The following is a 20,297-nucleotide window of genomic DNA, read 5'->3' as shown; positions in this document are numbered from 1 at the left end:
TGCGCAGGGTATAAAAAGTTAGAACTTGCGCGTCCTTCTCAGGTCAAAGCGCGCCGGCCCGTTTATTCCCGGGTTGAGGTAGCGGCTGGACAAGTATTTTGAAATGTCCTGGGCGGGGCTTGCCTGCTGCCTGTTCATGCGCTCGATGCCTGCCCTTAGGTCTGCAAGGCCGCCCTGTACGCCGTTGTTATCCTGACCCAGTATGTCGCAGAACATGCCTGTCGGCGGGCACACTGCCTGGATGTTGGTGCCCTTTTTGGTCCACTTTAGCATGCCCAGATCAGAGTCGATTGATTTTTCCCACGACGGGTCGCTTTCGACAAGCCACCTTGGAACGCGGTTGCCTTGCATGGCTTTCCGTCGTGCATCATTCCATTTATGTTTTTGCTGGAGACGATGATAGATAGAATATATAGCGCGTCAATTGCAAGTGCAGGCATGGCAAGACGCGAGAACAACAAGACGCACGCCTACAGCGCCCAGAGGTCTGGCAGCAAGAAATATGCCAAGGCAGAAAGGCGCAAGCGCCACAAGCCAAGGTAAGCATGCGCGCAAGGTTTCCACAATTTGCAACCTTTGCGCCTGTACGCGGCTTTTCTTGCAACATGCAAGCTGGGCGGGCGCTTTTGCGTGTGTGTTGTCGCGGTATCCGCGACCCCGGCTTTGTTTAAAAAGTGACTTAGCCACGCTCAATCAGTATCATAAGTTCAAGATTCCCACGCTCAACTTCTGACTTTTTGCACAAAGCCCCGCGACCCCAGAATGTTTATATATTAGAATAAAATATAAATATAGGCCGTAAAAGGGAAACAAAAAAAGAGTTTTGGTGAATAGAAATTGGTAAAAGACATCTCTATGTTTGGCGACCGCTGCCCCCGTTGCGGCAGAGGGTCGATGGTTACAGACAACTCTAGCGGAGAACTGTTTTGCGGTAACTGCGGTTTCGTGGTAAGCGAAAGGATAGAGGAGATGGGCCCCGAGTGGCGCGCCTTCTCAAAGGAAGAGCACGAGGACAGGAGCAGAGCAGGCATCCCGACGTCTCTTGCCATGCACGACATGGGCCTTGCAACAATCATCGGCCCCGTCGACAAGGACGCCTCGGGCAAGCCGCTTTCCGCATCCATGAAGAGCACGATCGAGAGGCTCAGGACGTGGGACAGCAGGAGCCAGGTGCACGAGCCGGTGGACCGCAACTTCCGCCAGGCGTTCTCAGAGCTTGACAGGCTCAAGGACAAGCTTGCAGTGGGCGACGCGGTGATTGAAAAGGCCGCCTACGTCTACAGAAAGGCGCTTGAAAAAGGGCTGGTGCGCGGGCGCTCCATCTCTGCGCTTGTCGCAGCGGCGCTTTATGCGGCATGCCGCGACACCGAGACTCCAAGGACGCTCAAGGACATCGCAAACGCAAGCAACATCAAGAAAAAGGATGTCGCAAGGTGCTACCGCCTCCTTATCCGCGAGCTGGACCTGAAGATGCCGGTCGTAGACCCGGTGAAATGTGTCGCAAGGATTGCAAGCAAGGCAGGCCTTTCAGAAAAGACAAAGAGGAAGGCCCTTGAAATCCTGAAAAAGGCGGAGGAAGGCAAGATCTCTGCCGGCAAGGACCCGATGGGCCTCGCAGCGGCCGCGCTGTACGTGGCGTGCGTCATGAACGGAGAGAACAAGACGCAAAAAGACGTGGCAGAGGCGGCAGGCGTGACAGAAGTGACCATCCGCAACCGCTACAAGGGCCTAAAGACGCACCTCAAGCTCTGAGGGCGGCCACAAACTTTTTCCTTTCTTCCACAAGCCCTTTCAGGACATCTTCTGCTTCCTTTGGACTGTCCTTTGCTGCAATAATCTTTAGGCACGTGACAATGTCAGAGTCAAGCGACAAAAGCGCGTCGAGCTTGTCGTCCCTGATTATGCCGTTTGGCGTCAGCACGTCGGCATAGCCTTCCGACATGTCAGTTGCAAGGGTCTTTAGCAGGGCCTTGAGGCTGCTGCCGCTGTCGTTGTCGTCCTTTTTCAGGCTGGCCTGGATCTTGTGCACTTTTGCCCTGACGTTCTGGCCCGTCAGCCGGGCAAGCGCCCTCATCTCGACGTAGCTGGACCGGCCGCTTTCTACACCCTTTTGCACGATTGACGCCATGCGCACTGTCTCGGCAAGGTTGCTTTCAAGCTTTCCTCGTCGTCTGACGTTGTTCTTGTGCACTGGCGAAAAGACTGATCCGGCCGGCTTAAATGCCTTATTGTCAGGGCTTCTGGAGGCTTCTTTTTCTTGGCAGCGCAAAGCGGATGGCCGCCCCGCCTTTGTATTCCCTGTCCGCCCAGATCCTGCCCCCGTGCGCCTCCACTATGCCCTTTGAAATCGGCAGGCCAAGGCCGCTTCCGCCAAACTTTCTTTTTGCAGACGTGTCTATCTGGTAGAACTTTTCAAACAACTTGTCCACCTTGTCGGCAGGGATGCCTATCCCGTTGTCCTCCACGGAAAACACCACTTCATCTTCCTTGTTTCCAGCGTCCTGTGCCCTGACCGTTATCCTGCCCCCGCTTTCCGGCACGAAATCGACAGAGTTTTTCACGAGGTTTGCGATCACCTGGTCGATTCGCTTTCTGTCGCATAGTATTGTGCCGGACGCCTTTACGTCGGCCTCCAGCTTTATCGCCTTGTCCTTGGCATAGGGCGCAAGGTCTGCAACGCACTGGGAGACCATCTGCCCGATGTCGTTTTCGGTCATGACAAAGGTCAGCTTGTCTATGTCAAGCTTGTACGAGTCCATCAGGTCGTTTATCAGGTTCTCCATCTTGGTCGCGTTGCGCATGACCATCCTTGCGTACCCCTTCTGATCCTCTGTCAGGTTGCCGGCGCTTTCAGGGTCCAAGAGCGCGTCTGCGCCAAACTTTATCGGAGTAAGCGGCGACTTTAGCTCGTGGCTCACCATCGACGAAAACTCCTCCTTCATCTTGTCGATGCGTACCAGGTCTTCGTTCATCTTTTTCAGGTCGTCCGTGCCGGCCTTGACGCTTTTTCGCATCTCGTCAAAGACGCGCGCAAGGCTGCCCACCCGGTCCTGCGACCCAAGGAGCCCGGCGTCGAGCCGGACGTCAAGATTGCCCCTTGCTATCTCTTCTGCGGCCCAGGCAAGCTCAGCCGTCTCTTCGCGCAGCCTGCTGGCAGAGTACATCACGTAAAACAGCACGCCGCTGAGCGCAAAGCCGACAGCAAGCACGACGTACGGTATAAAGAGGTTGAATCCAGAGTGTATGGAGTCGAGCGCGGCAAACTCTAGCGTCCACTGCCTGCCCCCTATGTCCATTATGACGGTTTTTTCAAGCGACCCGTCAATCTCGCCCTCTTTGGTCCCGGTGACTGCGGCAAGGTCAAACATCAGGCTTTCGCTCGCAGGCTGGCCATCGTATACGGAAAACGTGATGTCGCGGGCAGTCAGGCTCATTATGCCGTTCATGAGGTCATTCATGCGAAACGGCGCATAGACAAAGCCCCTGATGCTTTCGCGGCGCTCGTCCGGCGTGCCGGCAGGCATGCCGTTTTCGTACACGGGGACCAGCATCAGAAACCCTCTCTGCATGTCGGCCTCGGTTTCTGTTATCAGGGTTATCTTGCCCGTTATCGTCGTCTGGCCGCTTTCCAGCGCCCTGGATATTGCCGCGTTTCTAACCTGCTCGGACGACACGTCAAAGCCGAGCGCCTGCCGGTTTCTTGCGTCAAACGGCTCGATAAACACGACAGGATAATACTCTTGTTTTTGGCTTTCCGGCTGCACGGCATAATCTGCAAATCCTTCGCTGCGCATGCTCGCAACGTGCGATGCAAGCTCGCCTGCAGGGACGCGCTCGATAAAGCCAATGCCCTGCACTCCGGGGAACCTGTGCGGGATCATCTGGTTGTCCACAAAAGCCTTCCACTCTGCCCTTTCCACCTGCTGCGATGAGGCAAAGAGGCCCTTTCCGCCAAAGAGCACCTGCTCGTACTCCTGCATGCGGTTGTTTATCGAAAACACGGTTGCAAGGACCTCGTCGTCAAAACGGGCCTGTTCCAGGTCGTTGACAAAGACTGTCACAGTGTACCATGCAAAAATGGTTATTGCGACTGCCACGGCAAGTGCCGCAAAGGGAATCGAAAGGCCGTCCCGCCGCAATTCTGGTGACGCTATTTACAGAAGCAAGTAAAATAACTTATCTCTAGTGCTACGGCTGCTTCTGCTACTACTGGACTTCGATTGCTTCCTCGCTAAAGCCTTTCTTTACCAGATAGCCCTTGACGTCGTCCCGGTGGTCGCCCTGGAGCATGATAAAGCCGTCCTTGGCAGTCCCGCCGCAGGCAAAGCTGCTCTTTAGGTCCTTGACTATTTTCTGCATATCGGATAGTTTGGGGTTAATGCCCTCTATCAGGGTGGTAGTCTTGGACCAGCGCCGCGTCTCTAGGCGGATGACAATTCGTGCATCTTCCTTGTCGAGCTCCCCGCACGCGCAAAGGTCATCAGGGAGGCCGCATTTTTTGCAGATAACCGCCATCGAGTAACACGATTTTCACGATGCCTATTATTAAGCCTTGTCATGTATGAGAGAATAACTGAAAAGGACCAAAGGTGCAGGGGAGAGATATATTCCCGCTGCCACCCAGGGTCATGCTGGTGGTTGATGGTTAGTGACTGATGCCAATAGACCCAGTGCTCCAGCTGCACCGAGTACCGGTCCTTAGGCTAGCCTAATATTTAAACGGCTTTGGCTTTTTCACTTGGGAGACTGACACCCAAGATGCACAGAAAGAAGATAGATATTTGTGCAGGTGACTCCCATCTGCTTTCACATGTCTTCCCCTGATGCTGCTGGGAGCGGTGGCGCAAGGATAAAGAGCGCCGCGTCTGCCCTTCTCAAGGGAGGCACGCTTGTGAGCGAACCCTGCCCAAAGTGCGGAGGGGTGCAGGTGAGGCTTGCAGACAAGACCAGCTGCATCAACTGCGGGTACGAAAACGCGGCCAAGGGGGAGCAAAAAACAACAACAGCTCCACAGGTCCAGGCCGCGGGCCTCGGCGCCTCGGCGGCCATAGTTGAGGGGAAGATAGCCGGGCTTGCATCCGAACTCAAGGACGAAAAGGATACGGCCGTCCAGAGGCAAAAGGCCGAGTTGCTAGAAGCGTACCTGCGCATACTCGAAAAGATGAAGGCCCTTTCTGCAAAGTAGCATCGGAATGTATTTAAAAGAAGGGAGTATGACTAGAACCGTAAATGAGCAGCAAGAAAAAGAACGCCCCGCTGCCGGCTTCAAGCGCAGGCCTTCTCAGGTTCTTTGAAGACGAAACAAAGGGGATTAAGGTCAAGCCCGAGATAGTCATGGCTATCGCCGGTGCAATGATTGGCGTCTCGGTTATCATCAGGATCGTTTTCCCTGCCGGATGAGCACCGATGCTTGCGGCAAAGCAGGACGACGTTTCCAACATCCATAGACGGTGGTCTTTTACAAGGATAACACCGGGCTCGCTCCGGGCGTCGTACGCGATGATGCTTGCGTGCGCCGCGGTGGTCATCGCGGTATCGCACGTTTTCCACCTCCAGACCGACATGACAAGCCTTGCGGTGCACCTGCCGCTTGGGCTTGCAGTGCTTGTGGGCCTCACGTACCTCGACTTTGCAATGCTGCGGGGCACGCCGGTCAACAAGATGTCCAAGGTGGTCCATGTCACGTCGTTTGCAAACCTGCTGTGGGCGATCACCGTCATCGTGGGCATACTGGCAAGCACAGTTTTTGCCAAGCCGGGGACGACTGACTATATCGTGGCAGGGATGCTGCTTGCCGCCGGCCTGCGCATCAGCATCTTTGTGTCGGTGTTTGGCGCAGGCATGGGCAGGGCCATCGCCATATGTCTCGTGCAGCCGCTCATATTCTTCCTTGCCTTCGTGCCAGCGCAGTCCTACAACATTGTCATTACCGATCCGGCCGGCCTTGGCTTTGGCGCGCTGTTTGTGGCGCTTGCGATCTCTTGGGCCGCCATAGTCGACAGGGCGGGAAGGCCCGAGATCCCAAGCACGTTCCGTGTTCTGCAGGCGTTCCTCTCCGCATGGACAGAGAACAAGGCAGGCGGCCTTGAGGAGTACCTGGAGTCCAGGGCGCACGACGAGTCCGTGTCGACAAGGATAATCAGGTTCCTGCCGCAAGGAGCGGGCAACAATCAGTCGGCGATAATCCTCCCGGACATCCACCCGGGGCCGTTTGGCAGCGTGGGCGGGAGCAACCTGCCGTACGTGCTTTACGAAAGGTTCGGCAAGAGCGCGCTTGTCATGCACAGCGTGTCTGACCACTCGCTCAACATCCCCTCAAAGGCTGAAGTCGACAGGTACATCTCAAGCCTGTCAGGTGCGGCCGTCCAGAGCAGGGGCAAGACGTGCTCGCTTCCGGTGCAGCACCGCCAGGGAAACGCTACTGCCACTGCCATCGTGTTTGGCAAGAGCGCGCTCCTCATGCTCTCGCTTGCGCCAAAGGGCATGGAGGACGTGCCCCAGAGCGTGAGAAAGGAGCTTGAATCGTATGCGGAGGGACTTGGCATGGACCACCTGCTGCTCGTAGACTGCCACAACGCGATGGGCGCGCAGCTGGGCGACCAGGACATCTCGGACCTTGTCGCGGCGGCAAAAAAGTGCCTTGACGAGGCAGGCAAGGAAAAGGCGCAGTACGAGTTTTCGGCAGGCTTTGCGGGCCTTGCAGATGTCAAGCACAGCCTGCATAACTCCCATGACCTCGGGCAGGCAGGCCTTGCGGCGATTGCCATCGTCACTCAGGGAAGGACTTTTGCCATCGGCTGGGCCGACTCGAACAACATGGACAACGCCCTCAGGGACAAGGTGGTGGCAAGGGCAGGCAGCAGCAACAATAACAGCAATAACGGCATCACGATGCTCGAGGTGTGTTCGTCTGACACTCATTCGACTTCGGGCAAGAGGACGAGCGAAGGATACTTTGCACTTGGAGGCGCAAGCGACCAGGACGCGATCGCCGGCGCCTATGCAGAGATGTGCAGGGTAGCGCAAGAGCGGGCAAGCCCGTGCACGTACGAGGTCTCTTCGGCCAGGTCAGAGGTCAAAGTGATGGGCGAAAAGCAGTTCCAGGACTATTCCGGCGCCCTGGACCGGGCTATGAACATAACAAAGGTGTTTGTCGGGACCACGGTCGCCGTCTTTATCGCGATGCAGGCCCTCGCGTGACTACAAGGACTTCGTCGAGGAACCCGCGCACGTCCATCGCAAACGAGTGGAATTTTGCCACCGGGACGACAGGCATCCCGCCCACGAGGCGCACGCTCGCCGCGTGCAGCGTCATGACGACGGGGACGGCCGCGGATATATTGCTTTCACGCCTTAGCAGCTCGTCCGCCCTTTTTGCCTGCCGGGCACAGTGCTGAGATATTGACGAAAGGTTGCTCCTCTTCCAGTGCTTGCAGTCCACCGCAAGCGCAAGGCCGGCGGCGCTCGTGCCCACGACGTCCAGCTCCATGCGCGGCTTTGTAAAGCGCACGTTGGTCCTTGTGCTGTAACCAAGCGAGGCAAGCACGCCGGCGGCAAGCTGCTCAAAGTCCCTCCAGGTCAGGTGCTGCGACACGCGCTCCGGGTCGCACCCTGCCTCCAGCGCAAGCGCGGCGGCAGCCAGCCTGTCGCCGGGCGAAAACGACATGGCGCTTGGGGAACCCCTGCCGATGCCCCGGGAAAGGAGCGCCTCTGCAAGGCTCCTTGCCACAGACCTGCTTGCAATGCCGGCGTCCCGGCAGAACTGGTCAAGCGTAGTATCCTGCGACATGGCGGCGAGTGCCTTCGCCAGAAGCTCCGGGTGCATAATAATATTTTATTACCTGCGTCTATGCAGGGCCAGCCACTATTTAAGAGAAAAGAGAAGAACAGACATAAGCCGGGCAGAAACATCCTCGCGCCTGTGCCGGACTGGAGGGACGTGACCGTCGTGCTGTGCGCCGGCCTCATCGTGCTTGGCGCAGTCGCGCTTGCAGCCTCGGCGCAGAGTTTCTCGATGGTGGAAGGCCAGATCGTTGAAAAGGGCATCGGCGTGATCAAGTTCGGGGACAAGAGGAGGCTCACAAACACCATCTCCGTCCTGATAGAGGGCGACGACAGGGTCTTTCAGGTAAAGCGCGGCACGGTGGTAAAGTACCCTGTCTCAGAGCGCGATGTGCAGGATCTCGAGATAGGCGCAAGGGTAGAATTGCTCGTTTCGTCGTACAGCTCTACCGTGCGCATACTAGAGAGATAGTGACAGTAGTTTTTCCTTTAGAAACAAAGCCACATTCTTGGCCACTACTTCGCGAAGATCCATCTGCACAAGCTGCCTTGCGTCCTCTTGCGTGTCAATGTCAAACATGAGGTGCTCCTGCTCAATAACGCGAACAGCCGCGCCCTGCGCACTTGCCGACAGGATGTGTGAGTCGTAGCTGTTGTTGTCGTACGACGTGGGAATGACGCCGGGCGGCATGCGCAGGAGCAGGTTTGTGCCGTCGTAGCGAAGCGACGGGCAGATGACTATGCAGCGGTCCGAAGCGGCAGAGCAGATGCCGTCAACGTCGCCCGCGCCAAGGAGCGGCAGGTCCTGCGGGATGACGATGGTCGCGTCCGCATGCTTTTCTTGCACGGCGTACCTGTCTGCAACCGCGACCGCAGAGTTGACCCCGGCGTCCTGCGCCTGCGAGAGGATGGTCGCTCCGTGCCTCAGGGCTATTTCGCCGGCCCTCTCGTCTGCCGACACCACCGCAATTTCTGCAAGCGACCTGCACTTGCCAAGGGTTGCAAGCGTGTCTTCCAGCATGAGCCCCGAAAGTCGCACGCGGTCTTGGAGGCCAAGGACTGTAGACAGGCGGCTCTTGGAGTTTTCAAATCTCTTGACGGGGATTATGGCGATTATTGTTTTTGTTGTTGTTGGAGTTGTCAATTCAGTGAGACTTCCGCTGTAGCAATAGCAGCAGGTACCTGCCTAGCCGGACTTCGTCTTGTCTTCCTTGCATGGTTATGTTTGTTTCGTGCACGTCCATGCCAAGCCGCCTTATCATGTTGCTGGCGACCTCCCTGTCACGGCTGTCTATTACCATAGAGCCGGCCACGTCTTTGTAGAATTCCGCGACGCCGGCGGCGGAGGATTGTACGCCCACGGCGCGCATGTACTTGACCGCCGGCCCGGACACCGCGGCGTTACCTATTATCGGCGACACTGCAACCACGTCTGCGCGCCTTTTTGCAAGGGCCGCCCTGATGTCTTTGAGCGCCAGCGTGGGCCCGATGCTGGACACGGGGTTTCCAGGCGCGATTATTATCCTGTCTGCATCCTCTATGGCGGCAAGTGCCTGCCTCGTGGCCCGCGCCTTGCCAATCCCCCTGTACCGAACGCTGTGCACTTCAGGGCTCCCGGCGTTTTTCACCCAGAATTCCTGCAGGTGCATCTCGCCGGCATCTGTTGTTATCATGGTCTCCACCTCGCTGTCGGTGGCCGGGAGCACCTTGGCTGCACCCGCGCCAAATTTTTCGGCAAAATAGGCCGTGACCTGCGTCAGGCTCTTCTTTCTACTCTTTATCATCTCTGTGCGCAGGACGTGCGTGGCAAGGTCCCTGTCCCCAAGCCCGAACCACGCGTCTACACCGGCCCTTTTCATCTGGCCAAGGAAGGAAAACGTGTCGCCCTTGACGCCCCAGCCGCGCTCTTCGTCAAGCAAGCCGGCAAGCCCGTAGACTAGGGTGTCGATGTCGGGGCAGACGTACAGCCCGTAGAGCCAGATGTTGTCGCCCACGTTTGCTATTACGTTTATACCCTCCTTCTTTTTTTCCAGCCGTGCAAGGCCCCTTGCCAGCTTGACAGAGCCCGTGCCTCCTGCGAGGATTGTGATCAAACTCGGACAGTATGCAAAATTCGTTTTATTATATCTGCCGGGCGCAACGAAATCCGCAACCTTCTGGTGTACAGTACAACAAAGATTATAAAACAGCCAAAGGCACTTTTCTCTCGTGAAGTCGTTATCCGTAGTTGTTGCGACGTTGTTTGCCATACTTTTGGCATCCAGTGTTGCCCCAGCCGCTTTTGCTAATGACATGAACGCTGTGCTGGTCCCAGAGAGAGACAAGGCAGAAGGCCATTATATCGCCGTCAAGAACATTTCGCTCCGCTACCCGCCGGGCAGCCCTATTTCACAGGAGCTTAACGGCAAGGTTGACCGCGTCCAGTTCACCCTGAAAGGCGATGCAAACAGCACAGACAACGGCGTAGCAAATGCCATTAACGCATTTAACAAGGCGATGCTGGAGGCCCAGAGCCCCGTGGTGGTCACCAACATGACTATCACCTACACGGGTGTAATCAGGGGCTTTGAAAACAACGCGCTGATGTCCTACAAGATCGAGGCAGTGCCCCAGATGGAGAAATTTGTGATAAACGGTGGCGGCAACCAGTCTTCCACTACAGGCGATGTCGTTGACCTTGAATGGAGGAGAATAGTCGTCACAGACCCGATAGTGCTCAATGCGCCGGACGTTGGCGAGATAGAGATCACCAAGCCAATCAACCTAATCGACAAGACGCACAAGGACCTTGCCAAGCAGATATTCGAGTCGCAGGCTTCAAGCATATTCACTACGTCCATCCTGAACTTTGACAAGTTCAAGCAGCCAATGGGCACGTGGCACTTCCTCTTTGACCCGTCGGGAAGCTTGGTCGAGTCGTCGTCGTTCTACAAGGAAGAGAGCGGCGCAAAGGTCGTGTCCATCTACTCTCTTGGCGAGAGCAGCTTTAGGGAAGGAACGTTTGAGCCAGAGGAGGAAGACGCAACAGCCACCATCGGCGGAGCCCAGGTGCAGGTCCACTCCCAGGTGCCAGCCCCAAGCGGACAGATCCAGATCGCAGGGTTTGCCAAGATAGACCAAAGTGCAGGAAGCAACATTGCGGTCGTCACCAGGGAAGCGCCGGCAGACGTCCAGAACGCAACTGGCAACTTCCCGCTCCAGGTGCTCCTCGTGCTAGGCGGGATGATGGGCGCCATCGCGGTGTTCATCCTGTTCAAGGCCAGGAAGTAAAAGGAGCAGCAGCAAAAAAGAGCTGCGCATCCCCACCACTTTAATTTATTTTACAAGCTTGTACATAGTTTATAGATCGATACCCGTATTATTCAAACGGCCGATTCCCAGCTTGGTAGCATCATACAATGAGAACAGAGGAAGAGGCCAAGTACGACCTCGACGAGCGCATCTTTGAGCTGTACGACAGCGGGATGTCCATTCAGTCCATAACGGAGGAACTGGACACCACGGCAGACTATGTCGCGACTGTCCTCAGAAACGTGTCCGTAGAGACAGGCTAGCCAGGGACCCCTCTTCTTTTCGGCTGCTGGGCCGCCGCCGTCGTCCCCCTTCCCCTCGTCATCTTTGCCCGCCGCTCTGCCTCGCCACCACCACCGCCGCCGCTGCTGCTATCAGCATTATTATTGGCCTCGTCGCGCAGGTAGCTGCCAGCGTCGGCAAGGGTGGTTATCGCCACCCGCCCCTTTTGCAGGATTGACTTGCCGGAAAAGCGCGTCCGGCCGATCCCTATCGCCTCGCCTCTCGCATTCAGTATTATCACAAGCTCGTTCTCTCCAAGCTCGGGCGACGCCTCGATCACAGAATCGCCCATCACGTCCCGGCCGTACAGCACCAGTTTTTCCGCGTTTTCGCCTACCCGGACATAGCATTTTTTCCCCTTGCCGCCTGCGCGCGCAAAAAGGTTGGCGCCGGCAAGTGTGGGCGTAAACTGCTTCTTCTTGCCAAGGCTCCCTATGGCAAGGCCGGCCACGTCCGGCTGCACCTTTATGACAACGCTTGCAAGCTCGGGCGACATCAGGTAGACCTTGCTGCTGCTATCCACAAGGAACGTTTTCCCTTTCAGCGCGTCGAACACGCCCCACAGGTCAAGCGCCCTGTTGACAAGCGTCTGCTCTTGCCGCGTCAGCTCCCTAAACGTCACTTTATGGCACCCTCATCCTTGCCACGAAAAAGCCGGTGGTGTCGTGTATGTGCGGGTAAAAGCGCCTTGCGTTTCTGACGCTTTTTTCAAATTCCATGTTTCCAAAGCAGGCAAGCCCCTCGCTTCCGTGCGGCATTGGTTCGACGGACACGCCAAACTTGCGCACCATCCTGTCGACTATTACCTCGTTTTCCTCCGGCGCAAAAGAGCACGTCGAATAAACCACGATTCCACCGCTCTGGCAGGCGCCAATCGCGGCTTCAAGCATCTTTTCCTGCCGGCCTGCGCAATAGTCCACGTCTTCCGGGCTGTGGCTTGTCTTTCTTGTCTTGTCCCTTGCGATCACGCCTTCGCAGCTGCAGGGCGCGTCAAGGAGCACCCGGTCAAACTCGATGTTGTTGTTGCCAAGGTCTTTTGCGGTGGCAAGCGCGTCAGCGTGCAGGATGCACGTGTTTGCCACGCCGAGGCGGTCCAGGTTGAACGACATCGACCTTGCCCTCTTTTGGTTTGGCTCCAGCGCAATTATAGAGCCGGTATTTTGCATCCTCTGCGCAATGTGCGTCGTCTTGCCGCCCGGCGCAGCCGCCATGTCCAGCACCGACTGGCCCTTTTGCGCATCCAGCGCCTCCACTGCCATGCAGGAGCTCAGGTCCTGGATGTAATAGTGGCCAAGGAGGTATTCGTTGGTGGCGCCAGTCGCCATCGGCGCCCTGGTCACCTTGAGCACTTCGGAAAGGGCGGTCGGTTCAAGCCCAAACCCCTTGGCAACAAGCCTCCTTTCAAGGTCGCCTCTGGCAGTCTTGAGCGTATTGACGCGTATGTACTGCGCAGGCGGCTGCTCCATCTTTTCCATAAAGCGCTCGACCTCCGGCACGTACCGCAAAAACCGTCCCACGAGCCATTCGCCATAGCCGTATCTGTCCGCAAGCGCGGCCGACCTGGCAGAGCTGTCAAAGAGGAGCGTCAAACGCCTGAAAATGGGTGCGCGTGTCCATTTATACTATTATCGTCATCTTCCGCCGCCCGGCAGCCCGAGCACCTTTGTAGGCGTGCGATAATCCGTCACGACCTTGATCCCCTCGCCCGACGTGACCTTGATGGTCGGTACGAGCGTGTCAGGATTCGGGTAGAAATAGTAGGTCTGGCCGGGGTCCAAAAAGTCCTTGGTCTGGATGTCGCCGGCTCCCATCTCTGCCGAGATGTTTGTCAGGCGCTCAAGGCCCACGTTTGCCACCCTGATGCGGTACAGCGTGCCAGAGATGTCGGTGGTGTCCCGGGTGGCGTCTACTTCGAGCGCATACTGCGGCCTTGACAGCCATGTGTATGCAAAATACCCCGCAAACGCAATACCGATTGCCGCAGCGACAGCCACTGCAATAATGACGCGCACAGGTTAGAGCAGAGAAACGGGAGATATAGCGTTATTGTTCAGAGTCGCCGTCGACTAGGCCGCGGCGTTTTATGTAGCGCAAGAGCGATTCATAGTTCTCGCCGAGGTTGTAGTAGCGCACCATGTTCGCCAGAGTTTCATCGTCATACTGGTGCTTGCCTGTTTTTTTTGCCCTTTCGCCCTCTGAGCTTTTTTGCGCCACTGATGCAAGTTAGATCTATCTAATTGATAAACTTTAGCTGGCACGACTGTACAATCTTTTTCTATAGTTCTACGGAACTTTGATAGGATGCCAGGTTATCAGGACGGTTTCTTGGCAGAGTTCGTCCCTTATCGTTTCCTTGAACTTTTTCAGGTCGGCCTTGAACGGCTTGTCATATTCCGTGATTATGGAAAGCAGGTAGCTTTCCGTCACTTCATCCTTGCCTGACTTTGCCCGGTAATAGCCCGTGCCTGTCAGTTTTGTGCCTCCGCGGTACCGGGGCCAGATCTGGTTTATTATGTCGTCCACCTTTTCCGGGTCGATGTCTTTGCCGTCCTTTGTTTTCGTGGGCACGTAAAAATCGATTTTTATCATCCTTGGGCGGGCCATTGCTAATGCTGCTCCGGCGTCTTGGTGCGTAATAACGCTTGCCGGGTTATTGTTTGTAAAAAAAGACGCTATTTCAACAAGACATGGCGAATCCGCCGGGCCGTGATAATCGTAACGCCGTGCTTGATTGTGTTGGGTTACATCATGATTTTCGGCATACCGCGCTTTTAGCCTCATGTAGAAGGCGAAAATCATGTTTGGGTCTGGAAATTAGGATCCGCTCCACTCAGTTTCAAACTTTGAAGCCGCGTTTGGCAATTGCTGCATTCGCATAGCGAATTGTCACTAAAACGAGCATGAGAAAGAAAAATGGGCGGATTCAAAATCATAAAAGAAAAGAAAGCGACAGACTATACTTTCGTAGATGATACTTTGAGTTTAGGTCAGGCAGATGCGGCAGCAACAGAAACCAAAAAAGAGCTTGATGCCAAGCGCGATAGCAAGAATAACAATAACGACATTAGGCTCAGAGATGACTCAAAGATTAACAAAATCAGACACAAGTCAAAGATAACTGGTGGTCATAGTATGCAGGGTCATTCGCCAGTGTACGAATAATCGAAAATCACTTTAAAACGCACAAAAAAAAATTTTGCGTGCCAGCCGTAACCCTCCTTCTGTTCTAGGCGGGATTCCGCTGAGCAGCCAACCTGAGCAGGTGCAGGACCCTTGTGCTCTGTTTGGCCTTGCTCCACCCGGGTCGGCAGTTTCATTCCGGTATCGGAAACCTCAGGCTTTCGCCATCACGGTATCGCCCCGACCGGATCTCTTTTCTGTTCCGTCGCCAGCCGTCTCCGGCTAATTGTCGCCAATTCGGGTGCCTGCAGCGAGGGAGGAGTTTCCTCTCTTTTGAGTCGCCCGCCCGCTGGCTCGCAAACCATATTGGCGCTGCTTGCTATTTTAAGTTTGGAAAATACTCGCGCTCTGTCTGCATCATCTGCTCTTGCGTCTCGGCGTTTGAATAATCCTCGAGCAGGTCCGCGTTCAGCTCCAGAAACGTGTGTCCCCACTTGAACTTGTTCATTATTTCTGCTGCCGTCTGCCTGTCGCCAAGAATGTACAGCGCGCCCGCAAGCGCCTCTGCGCTTGACAGCTTGCCCAGTTTTGCATAATTCGTGGGGTTTGCCGCAAGCACGGTAGGCAGCCGGCGGCCGATGCCGGCAGAAAAAACCTTCTGGTGCTTGGCGACATCATCCGCTCGCTCCCACGAGCAGTCCACCGCGCACACGGAACTGGCGATGCCTGCGTCGCTTTTCGTGAGCAAGGTCTCTGAAAACGGGTTTAGCACGATTGCGTCCTTGCGTATGAATTTCACGGGCTCGGCAATCCTGAATTTTGCAAGCTTTGCCGCGGTGCACTTGAACGGGTCGTCCTGGAGCATCATGTAGACCTGCGGCTTCACATGCTGCTTGGCCCTGCAACACCATTAAAGTTTTTAGTGGCGCGGGTTCGACCTGCATATGTATAATATTGTCGCCGGCCATAGCAAGCCTCCAGTTCCCCTTTGAGCTAAAGAGGGATCAGGTAGAGGCGGCAGAGGCCTGGATGCAGAACGGCTGCAGGGGGTCGGTCATTTTCAGCACCGGCACCGGCAAGACAGAGATCGCGTGGGAGTGCGCAAGGAGGGCGGCCATACAATCGGGCAAAAAGAGGTACGCGGTGCTGTTCATCGTGCCAAGGATTGTGCTCATCAGCCAGAACGTCAGGCGCCTTCTCAGCTACGGCATAGACGAGGGCTCGATCGGCACCTATTACGGCGAGCGCAAGGACTCCCGCGAGATAACGATAAGCACGTACCAGAGCATCATCAACAACTTTGACCTTGTCAGGCAGGCAGACATGGTGGTGCTCGACGAGGTCCATCTGGTGAGCGAGACGGCAGTCGAATTTGACAGGATATTTGATGTCATAGTAGAAGACCCAGGCAAGGCGATACTTGGGCTGACTGCAACCATCGACGAGCGCGACCCGCGCTACGGGACGATACTGGTGGTCGCCCCGCCCGTGAAAAAATACATGATAAAAGACGCCGTGTCAGACGGCCGGCTTGCAAGGCCGGTCGTAAAGGAAGTCGAAGTGAAATTCACGGACGAAGAGCAAAGGATCTACGACGAGGCAAGCGGCGCGATAAAAGAGATCTCCAGAAAGCTGCAGGTGTACGACCCGGCGAGGATGACAAAGGTGCTGATGCGAGGCGGAGCCCGCGCGTCGATGGCCAAGCAGTGGTTTGCCATGGTGCGCAAGCGAAAGGAGCTTCTCAGCTCCACAAGGCAAAAGCTGTACGCCGCAGTGGACATTGTCAAGCAGCATCCAAAAGAGCGCGTGATGATATTCAGCGAGACTGTCGACTCGATACAGCAGCTGCGTGACATGCTAGAGTCGTCAGGCATCCCGGCAAGGACCATACACAACGGCGTGCCGAGGTACGAGCGCGAGGAGATCCTCGACAGCTGGGGCAGGGACTATTACCCGCTCTTGTCGGTGCACACGCTGGAGATAGGCTACGACGTGCCGCAGGTGGGGATCGCCATAATCCTTGCGAGCGCGGCAAACGCAAACCGCGTGGCGCAGAGGATAGGCCGCGTGGTGAGAAAGGCAGAGGGCAAGGAGCACGCGCTGGTCTACGTCGTGCACGTCAGGGACACGAAGGACAAGAACATTGTCAAGATGGTAAACGCCGCGATTGAAAAGTCGTCAAGCGAGGAGGGCAGGCCTAGAACGGCTCGCGGCAGCAGCGGCAAGAGCAGGCCGGCGCACGGGCAAAGGACGATACTCTAGTAGATGCCGGCCATCCCCTTTGCCAGCATGTCGCCCACTTTTTCCAGGTACGAGTCAATGTCCATCTCCACCACCCTGCCGGCGTCGATGTTGATGATGTAGACCATGTGGAGGTGCGCGTTTAGGATCTCTTCCTCGGTGATTGGAGGGTTCGAATAGTACCTGTCGCACAGCGCCTTGACCTCTTTTACCTCTTCGGCAGTCCTGTCCCTTGGCGGGCGCCTAAACAGGTTTGGTATGGGGAGGATGCTGACGGGAGGGGTCGCAAGAACGAACTTGTTTGCGTGCTTGCTGTACCGCGCAACCTTGCTTGCAATCCTTGCCACGTAATACGACAGCGGGTCAAGCGCGTGCTCTGGCGGGATAAAGCCGGTCTCTATCTCCACGAGGGCGACTCCGTCCCCCTTGGTCGCATAGACGTCGCACACCAGAATGTCCGTCAGCGGCTTTTCGACGTCTATAGAGTAGCCGTCGCGGATGAGGTGCTTGGCGCACACCAGCTCCATCGCCGAGTGGTTTATCTTGACAAGGTTTCTCTGGTAGAGTTCTATCAGCCGGGTCCTGACAAAGTCGAGCCGCTGGATGTTTTCTTGCGGCTCGCCGGCTGCCATCCTGTCCGCAAGGGACGTGACGTCGGCTACAAAGCTCTCTAGGTCCAAAACCTTCACTAGCAAGTGTATGTGCCGTACCTTAAAGATTATTGTTCGACGATGGTTTGCGAAAAGAAAATAGGTTTAAAAAGCAGTGTCCTTGAAATATCGACGGCCATGTGCGCTCATCACGAGAAATCCGAAGGCGGGTACCACATGACGGGAGTAGCGGCGTGCATACTTGTAATGGGCATTTCAATTGCAATAGTCATCCTCCTGTGGGCATGGTTTGGCCATATCGGCCCCTCGTTCTCTGACGACGTGATGCTCCAGCAGCAGGAAACCCTGAGGGCGCAGTACGGCTTTGAGCCGATGCCCAAGATTACCGAGGAAGAGGCAAAAATCCCGCCATCTCTCAGGGGCCTCGGCAACAACTAGAGCAGATCTTCGTCTATAGTTTCTATCTTGTCCATGTACTGCGCGCAGTCGCACCCGGGCACCAGGCATTTTCCGACCCGCAGTATGGAGCTGGCCCTTGGAGAATTCTTTTCGTGGGCCTGATAGGTATGGTGGCACCGGAGGCAGTTCATTTTCTTGTTATTACCGTCAAGACGCTGGCGGGCAAAATAAACGATTGGGTTTGCTTGCAAAAGATTATACGTGATCTAGCCTTCACGCAGTTACGTTCATCATATGAACGACTATTACGGCAATTACATAAGGCGCTACGAGGCAAAGACAGGCAAATCAAGGCGCCTTTATTCGAGGTCAGAAAAGCTGTTCCCGGGAGGCATCAGCCACAACATCCGCTATTTCGAGCCGTACCCATTCTTTGTGAACGCGGCAAGGGGCAAGAGCCTCTCCGACGTCGACGGCAACAGGTACACCGACTACTGGATGGGCCACTGGGCCCTCATACTCGGCCACTCGCCGGCGCCCGTCGCCTCTGCGCTTGCAAGGCAGGTGAAAAACGGCACCCTGTACGGCGTCGTAAACGACGTGTCCGTAGAACTGGCAGAGGCCATCCAGAAGCTGATGCCAAGGGCAGAGATGATGCGCTTTAGCAGCACCGGCTCGGAAGCCACGATGTACGCAGTCAGGCTCGCAAGGGCAAAGACTGGAAGGCGCGTAATTGCAAAGGCGATAGGCGGATGGCACGGCTTTAACACCACCCTGATGCAGACTGTCAACTTTCCGTTCGAGGCGGAGGAGGGCCCCGGGCTTGTGCAGGATGAGGGCCAGTACGTCGAGTCCGTGCCGTTCAACGATCTCGAAGCGTCGCTCAAGGTGCTGGAGACGATAAAAGATGACCTTGCGTGCGTCATAATAGAGCCGGTGCTTGGAGGCGCAGGTTGCGTACCGCCGGCAAAAGGCTATCTGGAAGGGTTGCAGGAATTCTGCAAGAAAAACGGCGCCCTTTTCATACTTGACGAAATAGTGACGGGATTCAGGCTATCGCTGCACGGCGCCCAGGGCACCTACGGGCTTGAGCCGGACCTGTTCACGCTCGGCAAGATCTGCGGAGGCGGCATGCCAATTGGAGTGGTGTGCGGAGACAAGGACATCATGTCGCTTGCCGACCCTGTTTCAATAAGGGAAAAGGAGGCCCGCTGCGCCATCGGCGGTGGGACGTTCTCGGCAAACCCGGCCACGATGGTGGCTGGGCTTGCCACGCTTGATTTCCTGAGGAAAAACGAGCGCAAGGTCTACGGCAAGGTAGACAGGCTGGGCGAGATGGCAAGAAAGGGTCTTGCCAAGATATTTGCAGACGCAGGCATCCCGTGCAGGGTCACAGGCATAAACTCGATCTTTTTGACGCACTTTGTCAAGGAGGGGACGAAGGACGTGGAAAACGCAACGGACGTCGCGACGTCCGACAGGGGCAAGCTGGTGAAATACCATATGGCCCTCATGGCCGAGCACGGCGTGTTCTTTTTGCCGACCAAGATGGGAGCCATGTCGTACGCGCACGACGAGGCAGACGTAAAGAAGCTCTTGTCGGCGACAGAGAAAATCGCCAGCTCAGGTCTGCTGAAATAGCAACAGGCTCTTTAGCAGCAGGTTCCGCGGAGGGCGCAGGAACCATCCCTCCTCTTCTTCCTTTTCCTCCCCCTCTTTTGCGCGAGCAGTGCAGGAAAACACGACAAAGTTTGCCCGCAGCGCCTGCTTACCGGCAGACTTTAGCATCACGCGCTCAATCCCGAGGATCTCCCCGATTTCCGCCTGCACGCCCATCGACGCAAGGTGCACAGAAAGCGCCTTTTTGTAGTCTGTGCCCCGTTCAGGCACGGCTGCAGGCAGCATCCACGAGTTTCCAATCCTCACAAACAATGTCTTTTTCTTCTTCTTTTTGCCATCGTCTCTGACAACGGCTGCCGCCGCCTTTAGCACGAACTGCCCGCCGGACATGCGCTTGAACTCGGCAAACGCCTTTGGCGACAGGCGCACTGTTTTCCTGCCAGACGCAAGCTTGCTCCCAATCTTGCGGTAGTTGCCACGCGTGTATATCAAAGGGGATTTCTTTTCGTCAAATGTTGCAGACACGGCTTCTCCGACGACCATAACGTGGTCGCCCATTTCCTGCACGGACACGACCCTGCACTCGCACGCCAGCGCGCACCCCTTTATCAGAGGGACGCTCTTGCCAGCGTACGTCTGAAAGGTCCCGGGTATTGCGAGCTTGGCAATTTCCGTGCCGGAGTAGCCGCCGGCGATGTTGACAAGCTCGGCCTGGTCGTCTGCGGCAATATTGACCCCGAACGCGCCGGCCTCCTTTATGTTCCACAGGGTCGGCGAGTCGTGGACAAAGATCGCAAGGAGCATCGGCTCGTACGAGACCTGCATGGCCCACTCGGCCGCCATCACGTTCTGTCCCCACTTGCCATCAGTGGTCACGAGGGCGACGGTGGTGGCAAAGTAGCGATACGCGTTATCCTGTATCACGTCAGGCATCATCAACAACCATCTTTT

General features: G+C 56.2%; 27 protein-coding genes and 1 other RNA gene. 11 read left to right on the top strand and 17 right to left on the bottom strand.

Annotated features, from left to right (window positions below):
* Nucleotides 1-18 precede the first annotated feature (18 nt).
* On the bottom strand, nucleotides 19-351 hold the full coding sequence (locus tag NVIE_RS00795) for a hypothetical protein (RefSeq protein WP_075053579.1): 333 nt from the start codon (nucleotides 349-351) through the stop codon (nucleotides 19-21).
* A 504-nt stretch (nucleotides 352-855) separates the two neighbouring features.
* Here NVIE_RS00795 and NVIE_RS00785 point away from each other — a divergent pair.
* Complete coding sequence (locus NVIE_RS00785) at nucleotides 856-1,752, top strand: transcription initiation factor IIB (protein ID WP_075055910.1); 897 nt, start codon at nucleotides 856-858, stop codon at nucleotides 1,750-1,752.
* Here the strand turns inward: NVIE_RS00785 and NVIE_RS00780 are convergent.
* From NVIE_RS00780 to yciH, 3 genes are all read right to left on the bottom strand, one after another.
* On the bottom strand, nucleotides 1,742-2,191 hold the full coding sequence (locus NVIE_RS00780) for a hypothetical protein (RefSeq protein ID WP_075053577.1): 450 nt from the start codon (nucleotides 2,189-2,191) through the stop codon (nucleotides 1,742-1,744). The genes NVIE_RS00785 and NVIE_RS00780 overlap by 11 nt on opposite strands.
* 40 nt (nucleotides 2,192-2,231) lie before the next feature.
* The gene (locus NVIE_RS00775; RefSeq protein ID WP_075053576.1) at nucleotides 2,232-4,139 is read right to left on the bottom strand and encodes a CHASE domain-containing protein; all 1,908 of its coding nucleotides are present in this window, start codon (nucleotides 4,137-4,139) and stop codon (nucleotides 2,232-2,234) included.
* Nucleotides 4,140-4,206: 67 nt separating this feature from the next.
* Nucleotides 4,207-4,515 (bottom strand): translation initiation factor, encoded by a 309-nt coding sequence (gene yciH / locus NVIE_RS00770; protein ID WP_075053575.1) that lies wholly within the window; start codon nucleotides 4,513-4,515, stop codon nucleotides 4,207-4,209.
* 295 nt (nucleotides 4,516-4,810) lie between these two features.
* Here yciH and NVIE_RS00765 point away from each other — a divergent pair, with 295 nt between their 5' ends.
* Genes NVIE_RS00765 through NVIE_RS00755 form a run of 3 tightly spaced genes read left to right on the top strand, consistent with a single transcriptional unit; the run spans nucleotide 4,811 to nucleotide 7,200 of the window.
* The gene (locus NVIE_RS00765; protein ID WP_075053574.1) at nucleotides 4,811-5,185 is read left to right on the top strand and encodes an Sjogren's syndrome/scleroderma autoantigen 1 family protein; all 375 of its coding nucleotides are present in this window, start codon (nucleotides 4,811-4,813) and stop codon (nucleotides 5,183-5,185) included.
* Nucleotides 5,186-5,229: 44 nt separating this feature from the next.
* Nucleotides 5,230-5,400, top strand: coding sequence for a preprotein translocase subunit Sec61beta (locus tag NVIE_RS00760; protein WP_075053573.1), 171 nt, complete (start codon nucleotides 5,230-5,232; stop codon nucleotides 5,398-5,400).
* 6 nt (nucleotides 5,401-5,406) lie between these two features.
* Nucleotides 5,407-7,200, top strand: a complete 1,794-nt coding sequence (locus NVIE_RS00755; protein WP_075053572.1) for a DUF2070 family protein — start codon at nucleotides 5,407-5,409, stop codon at nucleotides 7,198-7,200.
* Here NVIE_RS00755 and NVIE_RS00750 read toward each other — a convergent pair.
* Nucleotides 7,175-7,789, bottom strand: coding sequence for a restriction endonuclease (locus NVIE_RS00750; RefSeq protein ID WP_158435016.1), 615 nt, complete (start codon nucleotides 7,787-7,789; stop codon nucleotides 7,175-7,177). The genes NVIE_RS00755 and NVIE_RS00750 overlap by 26 nt on opposite strands.
* A 132-nt stretch (nucleotides 7,790-7,921) precedes the next feature.
* Between NVIE_RS00750 and NVIE_RS00745 the strand changes: the two genes are divergently transcribed.
* Nucleotides 7,922-8,254 (top strand): hypothetical protein, encoded by a 333-nt coding sequence (locus NVIE_RS00745; RefSeq protein ID WP_144239377.1) that lies wholly within the window; start codon nucleotides 7,922-7,924, stop codon nucleotides 8,252-8,254.
* Here the strand turns inward: NVIE_RS00745 and cofC are convergent.
* The gene (cofC, locus tag NVIE_RS00740) at nucleotides 8,243-8,926 is read right to left on the bottom strand and encodes a 2-phospho-L-lactate guanylyltransferase (protein WP_075053569.1); all 684 of its coding nucleotides are present in this window, start codon (nucleotides 8,924-8,926) and stop codon (nucleotides 8,243-8,245) included. The two genes, NVIE_RS00745 and cofC, sit on opposite strands and share 12 nt — an antisense overlap.
* Before the next feature lies 1 nt (nucleotide 8,927).
* Nucleotides 8,928-9,875 carry a 2-phospho-L-lactate transferase gene (gene cofD / locus NVIE_RS00735; protein ID WP_075053568.1) on the bottom strand — a complete coding sequence of 316 codons (948 nt, stop codon included), beginning with the start codon at nucleotides 9,873-9,875 and terminating at the stop codon, nucleotides 8,928-8,930.
* Between the two features lie 199 nt (nucleotides 9,876-10,074).
* Here cofD and NVIE_RS00730 point away from each other — a divergent pair, with 199 nt between their 5' ends.
* The gene (locus NVIE_RS00730) at nucleotides 10,075-11,052 is read left to right on the top strand and encodes a hypothetical protein (RefSeq protein WP_075053567.1); all 978 of its coding nucleotides are present in this window, start codon (nucleotides 10,075-10,077) and stop codon (nucleotides 11,050-11,052) included.
* Nucleotides 11,053-11,180: 128 nt separating this feature from the next.
* Nucleotides 11,181-11,336, top strand: a complete 156-nt coding sequence (locus NVIE_RS15065) for a hypothetical protein (RefSeq protein ID WP_158435015.1) — start codon at nucleotides 11,181-11,183, stop codon at nucleotides 11,334-11,336.
* Here NVIE_RS15065 and NVIE_RS00725 read toward each other — a convergent pair.
* The 5 genes from NVIE_RS00725 to NVIE_RS00710 form a co-directional block, all read right to left on the bottom strand.
* A complete protein-coding gene (locus NVIE_RS00725; RefSeq protein ID WP_075053566.1) occupies nucleotides 11,333-11,977 on the bottom strand; it encodes a PUA domain-containing protein in 645 nt (214 codons plus the stop codon). The genes NVIE_RS15065 and NVIE_RS00725 overlap by 4 nt on opposite strands.
* A 1-nt stretch (nucleotide 11,978) precedes the next feature.
* The gene (locus tag NVIE_RS00720; protein ID WP_075053565.1) at nucleotides 11,979-12,944 is read right to left on the bottom strand and encodes an NOL1/NOP2/sun family putative RNA methylase; all 966 of its coding nucleotides are present in this window, start codon (nucleotides 12,942-12,944) and stop codon (nucleotides 11,979-11,981) included.
* 42 nt (nucleotides 12,945-12,986) lie between these two features.
* A complete protein-coding gene (locus NVIE_RS00715) occupies nucleotides 12,987-13,367 on the bottom strand; it encodes a hypothetical protein (protein WP_075053564.1) in 381 nt (126 codons plus the stop codon).
* A gap of 31 nt (nucleotides 13,368-13,398) precedes the next feature.
* Complete coding sequence (locus tag NVIE_RS15060) at nucleotides 13,399-13,569, bottom strand: hypothetical protein (RefSeq protein ID WP_158435014.1); 171 nt, start codon at nucleotides 13,567-13,569, stop codon at nucleotides 13,399-13,401.
* Nucleotides 13,570-13,638: 69 nt separating this feature from the next.
* Nucleotides 13,639-13,959, bottom strand: a complete 321-nt coding sequence (locus NVIE_RS00710; RefSeq protein ID WP_075053563.1) for a DUF3574 domain-containing protein — start codon at nucleotides 13,957-13,959, stop codon at nucleotides 13,639-13,641.
* A gap of 309 nt (nucleotides 13,960-14,268) precedes the next feature.
* Between NVIE_RS00710 and NVIE_RS00705 the strand changes: the two genes are divergently transcribed.
* Entirely contained in the window at nucleotides 14,269-14,517 is a 249-nt protein-coding gene (locus NVIE_RS00705) for a hypothetical protein (RefSeq protein WP_075053562.1), read from the top strand.
* Between the two features lie 36 nt (nucleotides 14,518-14,553).
* On the opposite strand, the gene rnpB is transcribed toward NVIE_RS00705, so the two are convergent.
* Nucleotides 14,554-14,833: RNase P RNA component (gene rnpB / locus NVIE_RS00700), an RNA gene on the bottom strand.
* 21 nt (nucleotides 14,834-14,854) lie between these two features.
* The gene (locus tag NVIE_RS00695) at nucleotides 14,855-15,361 is read right to left on the bottom strand and encodes a DUF367 family protein (protein ID WP_075053561.1); all 507 of its coding nucleotides are present in this window, start codon (nucleotides 15,359-15,361) and stop codon (nucleotides 14,855-14,857) included.
* 68 nt (nucleotides 15,362-15,429) lie between these two features.
* On the opposite strand from NVIE_RS00695, the gene NVIE_RS00690 reads away from it, so the two are divergent.
* Nucleotides 15,430-16,737, top strand: a complete 1,308-nt coding sequence (locus NVIE_RS00690; RefSeq protein WP_075053560.1) for a DEAD/DEAH box helicase — start codon at nucleotides 15,430-15,432, stop codon at nucleotides 16,735-16,737.
* Here NVIE_RS00690 and NVIE_RS00685 read toward each other — a convergent pair.
* Nucleotides 16,734-17,405 carry a hypothetical protein gene (locus NVIE_RS00685; protein ID WP_227717419.1) on the bottom strand — a complete coding sequence of 224 codons (672 nt, stop codon included), beginning with the start codon at nucleotides 17,403-17,405 and terminating at the stop codon, nucleotides 16,734-16,736. The two genes, NVIE_RS00690 and NVIE_RS00685, sit on opposite strands and share 4 nt — an antisense overlap.
* Before the next feature lie 99 nt (nucleotides 17,406-17,504).
* On the opposite strand from NVIE_RS00685, the gene NVIE_RS00680 reads away from it, so the two are divergent.
* The gene (locus NVIE_RS00680; RefSeq protein ID WP_144239376.1) at nucleotides 17,505-17,765 is read left to right on the top strand and encodes a hypothetical protein; all 261 of its coding nucleotides are present in this window, start codon (nucleotides 17,505-17,507) and stop codon (nucleotides 17,763-17,765) included.
* Here NVIE_RS00680 and NVIE_RS15705 read toward each other — a convergent pair.
* Nucleotides 17,762-17,917, bottom strand: coding sequence for a hypothetical protein (locus NVIE_RS15705; protein WP_169736198.1), 156 nt, complete (start codon nucleotides 17,915-17,917; stop codon nucleotides 17,762-17,764). The two genes, NVIE_RS00680 and NVIE_RS15705, sit on opposite strands and share 4 nt — an antisense overlap.
* Nucleotides 17,918-18,020: 103 nt before the next feature.
* Here NVIE_RS15705 and NVIE_RS00675 point away from each other — a divergent pair, with 103 nt between their 5' ends.
* A complete protein-coding gene (locus NVIE_RS00675) occupies nucleotides 18,021-19,367 on the top strand; it encodes an aspartate aminotransferase family protein (protein ID WP_075053557.1) in 1,347 nt (448 codons plus the stop codon).
* Here NVIE_RS00675 and NVIE_RS00670 read toward each other — a convergent pair.
* On the bottom strand, nucleotides 19,350-20,282 hold the full coding sequence (locus NVIE_RS00670) for a flavin reductase family protein (RefSeq protein ID WP_075053556.1): 933 nt from the start codon (nucleotides 20,280-20,282) through the stop codon (nucleotides 19,350-19,352). The two genes, NVIE_RS00675 and NVIE_RS00670, sit on opposite strands and share 18 nt — an antisense overlap.
* Nucleotides 20,283-20,297 lie beyond the last annotated feature (15 nt).

The organism is Nitrososphaera viennensis EN76, from assembly GCF_000698785.1.
Taxonomy (GTDB): domain Archaea; phylum Thermoproteota; class Nitrososphaeria; order Nitrososphaerales; family Nitrososphaeraceae; genus Nitrososphaera; species Nitrososphaera viennensis.
Note: the sequence above shows the minus strand (reverse complement) of the source record. Positions and strands in the feature narration are given on the sequence as shown.

What these genes read in the sequence shown, in the direction of transcription:
- NVIE_RS15705 (WP_169736198.1), bottom strand. Translation starts at nt 17,917, where the DNA reads ATGAACTGCCTCCGGTGCCACCATACCTATCAGGCCCACGAAAAGAAT.
- NVIE_RS00765 (WP_075053574.1), top strand. Translation starts at nt 4,811, where the DNA reads ATGTCTTCCCCTGATGCTGCTGGGAGCGGTGGCGCAAGGATAAAGAGC.
- NVIE_RS00760 (WP_075053573.1), top strand. Translation starts at nt 5,230, where the DNA reads ATGAGCAGCAAGAAAAAGAACGCCCCGCTGCCGGCTTCAAGCGCAGGC.
- NVIE_RS00710 (WP_075053563.1), bottom strand. Translation starts at nt 13,959, where the DNA reads ATGGCCCGCCCAAGGATGATAAAAATCGATTTTTACGTGCCCACGAAA.
- NVIE_RS00670 (WP_075053556.1), bottom strand. Translation starts at nt 20,282, where the DNA reads ATGATGCCTGACGTGATACAGGATAACGCGTATCGCTACTTTGCCACC.
- NVIE_RS15065 (WP_158435015.1), top strand. Translation starts at nt 11,181, where the DNA reads ATGAGAACAGAGGAAGAGGCCAAGTACGACCTCGACGAGCGCATCTTT.
- NVIE_RS00785 (WP_075055910.1), top strand. Translation starts at nt 856, where the DNA reads ATGTTTGGCGACCGCTGCCCCCGTTGCGGCAGAGGGTCGATGGTTACA.
- NVIE_RS00680 (WP_144239376.1), top strand. Translation starts at nt 17,505, where the DNA reads ATGTGCGCTCATCACGAGAAATCCGAAGGCGGGTACCACATGACGGGA.
- NVIE_RS00755 (WP_075053572.1), top strand. Translation starts at nt 5,407, where the DNA reads ATGCTTGCGGCAAAGCAGGACGACGTTTCCAACATCCATAGACGGTGG.
- yciH (WP_075053575.1), bottom strand. Translation starts at nt 4,515, where the DNA reads ATGGCGGTTATCTGCAAAAAATGCGGCCTCCCTGATGACCTTTGCGCG.
- NVIE_RS00675 (WP_075053557.1), top strand. Translation starts at nt 18,021, where the DNA reads ATGAACGACTATTACGGCAATTACATAAGGCGCTACGAGGCAAAGACA.
- NVIE_RS00705 (WP_075053562.1), top strand. Translation starts at nt 14,269, where the DNA reads ATGGGCGGATTCAAAATCATAAAAGAAAAGAAAGCGACAGACTATACT.
- NVIE_RS00750 (WP_158435016.1), bottom strand. Translation starts at nt 7,789, where the DNA reads ATGTCGCAGGATACTACGCTTGACCAGTTCTGCCGGGACGCCGGCATT.
- NVIE_RS00730 (WP_075053567.1), top strand. Translation starts at nt 10,075, where the DNA reads ATGAACGCTGTGCTGGTCCCAGAGAGAGACAAGGCAGAAGGCCATTAT.
- NVIE_RS00795 (WP_075053579.1), bottom strand. Translation starts at nt 351, where the DNA reads ATGCAAGGCAACCGCGTTCCAAGGTGGCTTGTCGAAAGCGACCCGTCG.